The following is a 9,673-nucleotide window of genomic DNA, read 5'->3' on the forward strand; positions in this document are numbered from 1 at the left end:
CGCCGGGCGCGGGCGCCGGCGAGCAACTGCGGCCGGAGGGAGCCGGCCGGCACCTCGGCGTCCTCCATCAGCGCGTCCAGGTAGAGACGGTCGACGGGCTCCATCACACCTCCTCCTCTGCCAGCGCGTCGGCCAGGCGCCGCAGCGCCAGCCGGATCCGCGACTTGGCCGTGCCCTCCGGCACGCCCAGCTCCTCGGCCACCTGCCGGTACGTCCGGCCACCGTAGTAGGCCAGCTCCACCGCCTGTCTCAGGCCGTCGGGTAACGCCGTGACCGCCTGGCGCACCCGCCGCGCCTCGTCGGCGGCGAGCACCGTCTCCTCCAGCCGCGCCGGCGGCGGCTCGAACAGCCGGGGACCCAGCGTGGAGACCCGGCGGCGCTCCTCGGCCCGCACGTGGTCGACCGCGCGGCGGTGGGCGATCGTGGCCAGCCACGCCCGCAGCGTGCCCCGGTCGGGATCGTAGGCGAGAGGACGCTCCCAGAAGATCAGGAACACCTCCTGCGTGATGTCCTCGGCGATCACCCGGTCCCTGGTGACGCGCAGCGACAGACCGAAGATCAGCGAGGAGAGGTGGTCGTAGACCTCCCCGAGTGCGGCCTCGTCGCCGCCGACCACCCGCTGGTGCAGCAGGCGGTCGTCGTACGGCGCCTCCACTGGCACCACGCTCCCGATGAGCTCCCGATGAGCTGCCGATGATCCGGACCAAGGCGGCGGGTGCGCCGCGACCCGAGCATGCCATCATTCGCCGCAGAAGTTGAGCCGGATGAACCGGACCGGACCCGGGTCACCGGCCCGGACAGGGGAGCGGCGGGCTCACGGTAGGGTCGTAAGTCCACCAACGAGAGGGAGGAAGCGTCATGGCAACCACCCGCACCGCCACCACGCAGTGGAAGGGCGCCCTGCTCGACGGCTCGGGCACCGTGTCGCTCGACACGTCCGGCGTCGGCACGTTCGAGGTCTCCTGGCCCTCGCGCGCCGAGGCGGCCAACGGCAAGACCTCTCCCGAGGAGCTCATCGCCGCGGCCCACTCCTCGTGCTTCTCGATGGCGCTCTCGCACGGCCTGGCCGGCGCCGGCACGCCGCCCGAGTCGCTGCGCACCAGCGCCGACGTGACCTTCCAGCCGGGCGAGGGCATCACCGGCATCGTCCTCACCGTGCAGGGCCAGGTGCCCGGCATCACGGCCGAGCAGTTCCAGGAGGCCGCCGAGACGGCCAAGGTCAACTGCCCGGTGAGCAAGGCCCTCGCCGGCACGACGATCACGCTGAACGCGCAGCTCCTCTAGCGAGATCGTGATCGCGAACGCTCTGGCGTGATAGCGGTCGCGTGGGACAATCGAGTCACATGCGAGATGTCTGGCCTGGCGAGCCGTACCCACTCGGCGCTACCTGGGATGGCGTGGGCACCGGATTCTCGGTGTTCTCCGAGGTGGCCGAGCGGGTCGAGCTGTGCCTATTCCACGATGACGGTTCCGAGGAACGCGTCGACCTGCCGGAGGTCGACGGGTTCGTCTGGCATGGCCACCTTCCGGGCATCATGCCCGGACAGCGGTACGGCTTCCGCGTCCACGGGCCCTACGAGCCGTCCCGCGGCCACCGGTGCAACCCGGCCAAGCTGCTGCTCGACCCCTACGCGAAGGCCATCGACGGCGAGTTGACCTGGAACGAGGCGCTGTTCTCGTACGAGTTCACCGACCCGGCGCGGCTCAACCTGACCGACAGCGCGCCCTTCATGCCGAAGAACGTGGTGGTCAACCCGTTCTTCGAGTGGGGCAACGACCGGCCGCCGCGCATCCCGTACCACCAGACGGTGATCTACGAGGCGCACGTGCGCGGCCTGACGATGCGGCACCCGGCGGTGCCGGAGCCGCTGCGCGGCACCTACGCGGGCGTGGCGCACCCGGCGATCATCGACCACCTGCTGTCGCTCGGCGTGACGGCGGTCGAGCTGATGCCGGTCCACCACTTCATGCCCGAGCACTTCCTGGTGGCCCGGGGGCTGACCAACTACTGGGGCTACAACACCGCGGCCTACCTCGCGCCCCACGGCCGCTACTCCAGCGCCGGCACGCGCGGCGAGCAGGTGCAGGAGTTCAAGGCCATGGTGCGGGCCCTGCACGAGGCGGGCATCGAGGTGATCCTCGACGTCGTCTACAACCACACCGCCGAGGGCGACCACATGGGCCCGACGCTCGGCTTCCGGGGCATCGACAACTCCGCCTACTACCGGCTGCACGACGGCGACCGCCGCTACTACCTCGACTACACCGGCTGCGGCAACTCCCTCAACGTCCGTTCGCCGCACGCGCTCCAGCTCATCATGGACTCCCTGCGCTACTGGGTGCTGGAGATGCACGTCGACGGCTTCCGCTTCGACCTGGCCTCGGCGCTGGCCCGTGAGCTGCACGACGTCGACCGGCTGAGCGCGTTCTTCGACCTCATCCAGCAGGACCCGGTGATCTCGCAGGTCAAGCTCATCGCCGAGCCGTGGGACGTGGGGCCCGGCGGCTACCAGGTGGGCAACTTCCCGCCGCTGTGGACGGAGTGGAACGGCAAGTACCGCGACATCGTGCGCGACTTCTGGCGGGGCACGCACTCGGCGCTGCCCGAGTTCGCCTCGCGCCTGACCGGCTCGGCCGACCTGTACGCCACCTCCGGGCGCCGCCCGGTGGCCTCCATCAACTTCGTCACCTGCCACGACGGGTTCACCCTCACCGACCTGGTCTCGTACGACCGCAAGCACAACCTCGACAACGGCGAGGACAACCGCGACGGCACCGACGACAACCGCTCCTGGAACTGCGGCGCCGAGGGGCCGGTCGAGGACCCCGAGATCGTCCGGCTGCGCCACCGCCAGCGGCGCAACTTCCTGACCACGCTCTTCCTGTCGCAGGGCGTGCCGATGCTGTCCCACGGCGACGAGATCGGCCGCACGCAGCGCGGCAACAACAACGCCTACTGCCAGGACAACGAGATCGCCTGGATCGACTGGTCGCTGGTGCACACCGAGACCGACCTGCTGGAGTTCGTCCGGACGCTGTCGCGGCTGCGGCGCGAGCATCCGGTCTTCCAGCGCCGCCGCTTCTTCCACGGCCGCGACTCCGAGGACGGCCGGCGCGACCTGGTGTGGCTGACGCCCGCCGGGGAGGAGATGACGGCCGGCGACTGGCACACCGGCTACGCCAAGTCGCTGATGGTCTACCTCAACGGCGAGGGCATCACCGAGCCGGGGCCGCGCGGCGAGCGCATCGTGGACGACTCGTTCCTGCTGCTCATCAACGCCCACCACGAGAACATGACGTTCACGCTGCCGGGCGAGGAGTTCGGCGCCACCTGGCTGCCGGTGCTCGACACCAGCTACGAGCCCCGCCAGGACGAACCGTTCCCGGACGAGGGCCGGCGGCCGGGCTCGCTGGTGGCCGTGACCTCGCGCTCCATCCAGGTGCTGCGCCAGCCGCTGGGCTCCTGAGGCGGCTCCCGGGCCTGTCCCCGCCGGTTCCTGTGGCCGGTCCTGTGGTGGTACGGATGGCTGTGCGGGTCAGTGGCCGGTCAGGGCGGCGGTGACGAGTGCGAGCGCGAACGTGATCACTCCGCCGAGGCCGTGCAGCGCCACGGCCAGCACGGGGAAGCGGCGCTCGGCGCCCCGGGCGTGCCGCCCGCCGCCGAGCCAGCGGGTGAACAGGGCGAAGCCCAGCAGCGCGGACGCCGCCAGCACCCCGAAGGCCGTCCACGCGAGCGCCTCGGCCCCGGTCACCAGGTACCCGAACCAGCAGCCCAGCGCCGCCGCGGCGAGCACGGGATGGGAGAAGACCAGCGTGACCGGGAAGCGGGTGACCTTGGCGGCCTGCTGCCGCAGCCCGCCGCCCGACAGCCACAGGTAGAGCAGGTACACGCCGGCGATCGCGGTGCAGATCCATGTCACGGCAGTGGCGAGCCCCACCCGGGCCTCCTTCGGTCCCCGAACCCAGACGACACGTTAAGCGCATCACTCCACGTATGCCACTCGTTACGCCAAAGTGCGATGTCTCGGGCAAAGGCCGCCGTCACGGCTGGTTGTCGGAGGCGTGTGCCAAGGTAGAGGAGTGCGTCGCATCTATCCGGACATACAGGACGATCCACCCATCGAGCAGGCCTACGCCTATCCGCCCGGGCAGCCGTGGCTGCGCGTCAACATGGTCGCCAGCGCCGACGGCGCCGCCTGGATGAACGGCCTGTCGGGCGGGCTGTCGGGCAAGGGCGACAAGCGGATCTTCGGCGTGCTGCGGGGGCTCGCCGACGTGGTCGTCGCCGGGGCCGCCACCGTGCGCGCCGAAGGCTACGGCCCCGCCCGGCCGCGCGAGTCGTGGCGGCCGCTGCGCGAGGGGCGGCCCGCGACGCCGCCCCTCGCCGTGGTCAGCCGCAGCCTCGACCTCGACCTCGACGGCCCCTTGTTCGCCGAGGCGATCTCCCGCACGATCGTCGTCACCTGCGCCTCCGCGCCGTCCGACCGCCTCACCGCGACCAAGGCCGTCGCCGACGTCGTCGTCGCGGGAGACGAGGTGGTCGACATGGAGACGGCCGTGCGCGAGCTGCACGAGCGGGGGCTGACCCGGGTGCTGTGCGAGGGCGGGCCGCGGCTCAACGCCCAGCTCGCCGCGGCCGGGCTGCTCGACGAGCTGTGCCTGACGGTCAGCCCGCTGCTGCTCGGCGGGGGCGCGGCGCGCATCCTGAACGGCGAGGCGGCGCACGTCGGCCTCCGCCTCAGCCAGGTCCTGGAGGAGGACGGCGTCCTCTTCTGCCGGTACACGAGGGAGCCGAACCATGACTGATCCCGCCGATCCGCCGGCCGCCGAGTCCCCGGTCCCGGACGCCGCGCCCGCCGAGCCGCCCGTCCCCGTCCCCGTCCCCGACGCCGGGGCCGAGCCGGAGCCGGTGCCGAACCTGCCGGTCCGGCCGCCCGTGCCGCCCATGCTGGCCAAGCCCGTCAAGGCCATGCCCAAGCAGGACGGCACCCTGTTCTACGAGCCCAAGTGGGACGGCTTCCGCTGCATCGTCTTCCGCGACGGCGACGAGGTCTACCTCGGCAGCCGCAACGAGCGGCCGTTCACCCGCTACTTCCCGGAGCTGGTCGAGGCGGTCAAGGCCGAGCTGCCCGAGCGGGTCGTGGTCGACGGCGAGATCGTGCTGCCGCGCGGCTCCCAGCTCGACTTCGACGCGCTCCAGCAGCGCATCCACCCCGCCGCCTCCCGGGTCAGGATGCTGGCCGAGCAGACGCCGGCCTCGTTCGTCGCCTTCGACCTGCTGGCCCTCGGCGACGAGTCGTACCTCGACCTGCCCTTCGCCGAGCGCCGCGCCCGCCTGGAGGGCGTCTTCGGACAGGCCGGCCACTCGGTGCGGCTCACGCCCGTCACCCGCGACGACGGGCAGGCGGGGGAGTGGTTCGAGATGTTCGAGGGGGCGGGGCTCGACGGCATCATCGTCAAGCCCGGCGACCAGCCGTACGTCCCGGACAAGCGCACCATGTTCAAGGTCAAGCACGAGCGCACGGCCGACGTCGTGGTGGCGGGTTACCGCGAGCACAAGACCGGCCCCATCGTCGGCTCGCTCCTGCTCGGCCTGTACGGGCCCGACGGGCGGCTGCACCACGTGGGCGTGGCCGCATCGTTCCCGATGGCGCGCCGGGCGGAGCTGGTGGAGGAGCTCAAGCCGTACGTCGCCGACCTCGGCGAGCACCCCTGGGGACACTGGGCCGAGCAGGCGGCGGCCACCGTCGGCCAGCCGGCCGCCGGACCGGCCACGGGCGGCCAGCGGGTCCCCGGCGCGATCTCGCGGTGGAGCGCGAAGAAGGACCTGTCGTTCATCCCGCTCCGGCCCGAGCTGGTCATCGAGGTGGCCTACGACCAGATGGAGGGCGACCGGTTCCGGCACACCGCCCACTGGCGCCGCGCCCGGCCCGACCGCACGCCCGAGTCGTGCACGTACGAGCAACTGGAGCGGCCGGTCTCGTACAACCTGGACGACATCCTGGCCCGTTGAGTCACGCTTTGGTGCCGTGACGATCCATCTCTTGTCTCATGCTCACACGTCACGCTATATCTCGAGATATGAGCACTGGTGATGAGCTTCGTGCCGCCGTGGCCGCCCGCCGCGACCTCGGCCCCGACTTCGAGGACGCCCTCATCGAGTCGTTCCTCGACAAGATGGGCCAGGAGGTCGACCGGCGGGTGGACGAGCGGCTGGCCGCCGTCCCCAGACCAAGAAGCTGGCCGAACGGTCCAGGACGGCCGACGGGCAGCGGCTCGCGCTCGCGATCGTCTCGATGAGCCTGGGCACCGTGGCGACGATCGCGCTCAGCATCCAGAGCGCCTCCGCGTGGGTCATCCTGGGGATCTGGTTCGCGATCGTCGCGGTCAACGGCATCTTCGGCACCGAGCGCCGCCCCTGACCCGAGGCCGGGGGGGCGGGCGCGGGCCGGCGTCACGAGCACGGAGTCGCGAGCTCGCGAGTGATGAGCTCGCGAGTCACGAGTTCCGTCGTCAGGCGTCCGGGGTGAGCTTGGCGCGGGCCTCCGTGACGAGGTCGCGGGCGTAGTCGTCGTCGCTCTCGGCCAGCACGCGCTCGACGCCCCGCCGCGCCCGCTCGTCCCCGCGCTCCGCGAGGCCGCGCGTGGCCTCGGCGACCGTGCGCAGGTCCGTGTCGTCCAGGCGGGCCGCCAGCGCGTCGCGGATCTCCGGCGTGTCGGCGTCCAGCGAGGCCAGGCCCGAGGTGGCCCAGTCGCGCACCTCGTCCTCGTCGTCCCCCGTCATCGAGACGAGCAGGGCCAGCCCCTCGGCGTGGCCGGGCGGCAGCACGTCGGCCAGCGCGATCGCGTCGGTCATCGTGCGCCGGTGTCCCGGCCGGCCGATGATGTCGAGCACCTGCGGCAGCGCGCGCGGGTCGCCCTGGTGGCCGAGCGCCGAGAGCACCGACCGGAGCACCTGCGGATTGCTCTCCGTGGTGGCCATCCGCTGCAGCAGCGGCAGCGTCCGCTCCAGGTACGGCTTGCCGCCGTCCTCGGTCACCCCGTACTGGGCGATCGCGTCCACGCCGAACTCCCGCTCCCGGGCGTCCTCGCTCGCGCACAGCCTGGCCAGCGCCTCGTAGGTCTCGTCGTCGCCCCGCCGCCCCAGCGCGTCGGCCACCACCCACCAGGTCTCGGCGTCCTCGTCGGTGTCGCGGTGCGCCAGCGCCCGCGCGACCAGCCGGTCCACCGGCGCGTGGGCGCCCGTGGCCTCCTCCAGCAGCGTGGCGATCGCCGCGTGCCCGCGCTGCGCCTGCACCTGCTCGGTCTGCGAGCCGTCGGCCGAGCGGCCCGCCACGGTCACCAGCTCGGTGCCGTCCTTGGCGAACTGCCGGGCCACCACGTACTCCCAGTCGTCCTGCCCGATCTGGTCGAGCAGCGCGCTCTCCAGGTGCACGCCCACCCAGTCGGCCGCCACGTCGAGCGGGGTGTCGCCGTCGCCGTCGTACTTCCCCGCGTCGGCGCCGCTGTCCAGCAGCACCCGCACCACGCCGAGCGCGCCGCGCCGGGCGGCGAGCGTGAGCGGCGTGTCGCCGTCGTCGTTGGCGGCGTCCACCTCGGCTCCGGCCTCCACCAGGAGCCGGGCGACGTCGGCGTGGCCGTTGGCCGCGGCCCACAGCAGCGGGGTCCAGCCGCCCTCCTCGCGCCCGTCGACGTCGGCCCCGGCGGCCAGCAGCGCCTGGGCGGCCTCGACCCGGTCCCACGCGGCCGCCGCGCACAGCGGCAGGCCCTCGTCCTCTCCCTCGCTCGGCCGGTTGGGGTCGGCGCCCCCGGCGAGCAGCTCGCTCACGGTCTCCGACTCGCCGTTCAACGCGGCCCGGTAGAGCTTCTCCTCATGCATGCAACGGACACTAGCCCAGCTCAACCCCCGCCCCGGCCCACCACCGCCGGGCACCGCCTCCCCAGCCCCTGGCGCGGCGCGCGGTCACGAGCTCCCGGGCATGGTCCGAAAGGGGCATGGCACACGGTGGTGTTCCTCCTGGGGGAGGAGGAGGCGGCCGGCGAAACGCGATATGTTGCGTCTTATGACTGACCCTGGAGGAGTGCGCGCGTCCGACGCCGAGCGCGAGGCCGTCGTGGAGCGACTCCGCGTGGCCTCCGTGGAGGGCCGCCTCACGCTGGCCGAGCTGACCGACCGCACCGAGGCCGCCTACAGCGCCTCCACCCACGCCGAGCTCGCCCTGCTCACCCAGGACCTGCCGGGCGCGGGCCGGCCCGATGCGTTCCCGGCCGCCCCCCAGGAACCCGGACCCGGGACCGGGCGCAGGCGGCGGTGGTTCGTGGGCGTGATGGGCGACACCAAGCGGCGCGGCGCCTGGCGGATCGACCGGGAACTGGGCGCGGTGGCCGTGATGGGCGACGTGCTGCTCGACCTGCGCGAGGCCGAGGCCCGCACCGACGTGGTGGACATCACGGCCGTCTCCGTGATGGGCGACGTGAAGATCATCGTCCCGGACGGCGTCCACGTGGACCTCGACGGCATGGCGGTCATGGGCGACAAGCGGGTGGACGTGCAGCAGGGCGCCCTGGGCATGAACGTGCCGGTGGTGCGGGTCCGCGCGTACGCGGTGATGGGCGACGTGAAGGTGGTCGGCGACTCCCGCGCGGAACCGGTGAAGCGGCGCCTCGCGGCCTGGCGCGAGCACTGGAGGCAGCTGCACGGCGACGACTGGCGCGACGACAACCGCCGCCTCCACGGCGACGACCGCCACCGGGGTCTCCCCGGCCACTGAGCCGTCGCTGGGGTCTCCCCGGCCACCTGAGCCGGGGCCGGTGCTTCCCGGGGCCGCCTGAGCGGTCGCCGGGGTCTCTCCGGCGGCCTGAGGCGCCGCCGTCGCCTCCTCGGCCGCCGGGGCACCGCGCCGCCGTACCGTCGCGCCGCCGCGATCATCTTCGCCGCTGATGCAACATACGGCACGGGCTCGCGCGTAGTGATCGGTGACCGTCACCGACCACAGTGAGGACCCCGATGCGGGATCGAGCCGATTTCGAGCGCTACGTCGAGCAACGCTCGGCTCGCCTGCTCCGGACGGCGTACCTGCTCTGCCGCGACTGGGCCACCGCCGAGGACCTGCTCCAGACGGCGCTGGCCCGGGCCTGGCTGGCCTGGCGGCGCGTGGGCGAGGCGCCCGACCCGTACGTGTACCGCATCCTGGCCAACACGCACGCCTCCTGGTGGCGGCGGCGCTGGCGGGGCGAGGTCCCGACGGGGGAGCCGCCGGAGCACGCCGCGGCGGACGACGCGTTCCGGGAAGTCGGCGACCGCGACGCGTTGCGCGCCGCGCTCGCGGCGCTGCCGACCCGGCAGCGCGCGGTGATCGTGCTGCGGTACTTCGAGGACCTGCCGGACGAGGAGATCGCCGCGGTGCTCGGGTGCTCGGTCGCGACCGTACGCAGCCAGGCCAGCCGGGCGCTGGCCAAGCTGCGGCTGGACCCGGCGGCCAGGGCCGCGACACGGATGGGGAGCTGATCATGGCCATGACCGAGGACGACCTGCGCGAGCTGCTCGACCAGGACAGCGGGGACGGACCCCGCGGGGGCGTGACCGTCGCCGCCGTCGACCGGCGGGTCAGCCGGATGCGGCGCGGGCGCCCCGACCGCGCTGGACGCCCTCACCTCGGCCGCCGCCGGCGAGG

Annotated in this window: 11 protein-coding genes; 8 read left to right on the forward strand and 3 right to left on the reverse strand. The window is 73.0% G+C overall.

The window, feature by feature from the left end:
• Positions 1 to 103: 103 nt before the first annotated feature.
• Positions 104 to 664 carry a sigma-70 family RNA polymerase sigma factor gene (locus AB0H81_RS41600; protein ID WP_358387006.1) on the reverse strand — a complete coding sequence of 187 codons (561 nt, stop codon included), beginning with the start codon at positions 662 to 664 and terminating at the stop codon, positions 104 to 106.
• A 194-nt stretch (positions 665 to 858) separates the two neighbouring features.
• On the opposite strand from AB0H81_RS41600, the gene AB0H81_RS41605 reads away from it, so the two are divergent.
• Together AB0H81_RS41605 and glgX are read left to right on the forward strand one after the other, a co-directional pair.
• Positions 859 to 1,284 carry an OsmC family protein gene (locus AB0H81_RS41605; RefSeq protein ID WP_358387009.1) on the forward strand — a complete coding sequence of 142 codons (426 nt, stop codon included), beginning with the start codon at positions 859 to 861 and terminating at the stop codon, positions 1,282 to 1,284.
• A 59-nt stretch (positions 1,285 to 1,343) separates the two neighbouring features.
• Positions 1,344 to 3,467 (forward strand): glycogen debranching protein GlgX, encoded by a 2,124-nt coding sequence (gene glgX / locus AB0H81_RS41610; protein WP_358387012.1) that lies wholly within the window; start codon positions 1,344 to 1,346, stop codon positions 3,465 to 3,467.
• Positions 3,468 to 3,536: 69 nt separating this feature from the next.
• On the opposite strand, the gene AB0H81_RS41615 is transcribed toward glgX, so the two are convergent.
• Positions 3,537 to 3,938 (reverse strand): hypothetical protein, encoded by a 402-nt coding sequence (locus AB0H81_RS41615; RefSeq protein WP_358387015.1) that lies wholly within the window; start codon positions 3,936 to 3,938, stop codon positions 3,537 to 3,539.
• A gap of 142 nt (positions 3,939 to 4,080) precedes the next feature.
• Here AB0H81_RS41615 and AB0H81_RS41620 point away from each other — a divergent pair, with 142 nt between their 5' ends.
• The 4 genes from AB0H81_RS41620 to AB0H81_RS41635 all read left to right on the forward strand — a co-directional run bounded on the left by AB0H81_RS41620 (position 4,081) and on the right by AB0H81_RS41635 (position 6,422).
• Positions 4,081 to 4,806, forward strand: coding sequence for a pyrimidine reductase family protein (locus AB0H81_RS41620; protein WP_358387018.1), 726 nt, complete (start codon positions 4,081 to 4,083; stop codon positions 4,804 to 4,806).
• Positions 4,799 to 6,013, forward strand: a complete 1,215-nt coding sequence (locus AB0H81_RS41625) for an ATP-dependent DNA ligase (RefSeq protein WP_358387021.1) — start codon at positions 4,799 to 4,801, stop codon at positions 6,011 to 6,013. The genes AB0H81_RS41620 and AB0H81_RS41625 overlap by 8 nt, the downstream gene beginning before the upstream one ends.
• Before the next feature lie 68 nt (positions 6,014 to 6,081).
• Positions 6,082 to 6,300, forward strand: a complete 219-nt coding sequence (locus AB0H81_RS41630; protein ID WP_358387024.1) for a hypothetical protein — start codon at positions 6,082 to 6,084, stop codon at positions 6,298 to 6,300.
• A complete protein-coding gene (locus tag AB0H81_RS41635) occupies positions 6,297 to 6,422 on the forward strand; it encodes a hypothetical protein (RefSeq protein WP_358387027.1) in 126 nt (41 codons plus the stop codon). Before AB0H81_RS41630 ends, AB0H81_RS41635 begins: the two co-directional genes overlap by 4 nt.
• A gap of 91 nt (positions 6,423 to 6,513) precedes the next feature.
• Here the strand turns inward: AB0H81_RS41635 and AB0H81_RS41640 are convergent, their stop codons facing one another.
• The gene (locus tag AB0H81_RS41640; RefSeq protein WP_358387030.1) at positions 6,514 to 7,878 is read right to left on the reverse strand and encodes an ankyrin repeat domain-containing protein; all 1,365 of its coding nucleotides are present in this window, start codon (positions 7,876 to 7,878) and stop codon (positions 6,514 to 6,516) included.
• A 184-nt stretch (positions 7,879 to 8,062) separates the two neighbouring features.
• Here AB0H81_RS41640 and AB0H81_RS41645 point away from each other — a divergent pair, with 184 nt between their 5' ends.
• Together AB0H81_RS41645 and AB0H81_RS41650 are read left to right on the forward strand one after the other, a co-directional pair.
• Positions 8,063 to 8,770, forward strand: coding sequence for a DUF1707 domain-containing protein (locus AB0H81_RS41645; RefSeq protein WP_358387033.1), 708 nt, complete (start codon positions 8,063 to 8,065; stop codon positions 8,768 to 8,770).
• A gap of 236 nt (positions 8,771 to 9,006) precedes the next feature.
• The gene (locus AB0H81_RS41650) at positions 9,007 to 9,507 is read left to right on the forward strand and encodes a SigE family RNA polymerase sigma factor (RefSeq protein WP_358387036.1); all 501 of its coding nucleotides are present in this window, start codon (positions 9,007 to 9,009) and stop codon (positions 9,505 to 9,507) included.
• Positions 9,508 to 9,673 lie beyond the last annotated feature (166 nt).

Source organism: Nonomuraea sp. NPDC050691 (assembly GCF_040654455.1).
Lineage (GTDB): Bacteria > Actinomycetota > Actinomycetes > Streptosporangiales > Streptosporangiaceae > Nonomuraea.

What these genes read in the sequence shown, in the direction of transcription:
- AB0H81_RS41605 (WP_358387009.1), top strand. Translation starts at nt 859, where the DNA reads ATGGCAACCACCCGCACCGCCACCACGCAGTGGAAGGGCGCCCTGCTC.
- glgX (WP_358387012.1), top strand. Translation starts at nt 1,344, where the DNA reads ATGCGAGATGTCTGGCCTGGCGAGCCGTACCCACTCGGCGCTACCTGG.
- AB0H81_RS41625 (WP_358387021.1), top strand. Translation starts at nt 4,799, where the DNA reads ATGACTGATCCCGCCGATCCGCCGGCCGCCGAGTCCCCGGTCCCGGAC.
- AB0H81_RS41630 (WP_358387024.1), top strand. Translation starts at nt 6,082, where the DNA reads ATGAGCACTGGTGATGAGCTTCGTGCCGCCGTGGCCGCCCGCCGCGAC.
- AB0H81_RS41635 (WP_358387027.1), top strand. Translation starts at nt 6,297, where the DNA reads ATGAGCCTGGGCACCGTGGCGACGATCGCGCTCAGCATCCAGAGCGCC.
- AB0H81_RS41640 (WP_358387030.1), bottom strand. Translation starts at nt 7,878, where the DNA reads ATGCATGAGGAGAAGCTCTACCGGGCCGCGTTGAACGGCGAGTCGGAG.
- AB0H81_RS41645 (WP_358387033.1), top strand. Translation starts at nt 8,063, where the DNA reads ATGACTGACCCTGGAGGAGTGCGCGCGTCCGACGCCGAGCGCGAGGCC.
- AB0H81_RS41650 (WP_358387036.1), top strand. Translation starts at nt 9,007, where the DNA reads ATGCGGGATCGAGCCGATTTCGAGCGCTACGTCGAGCAACGCTCGGCT.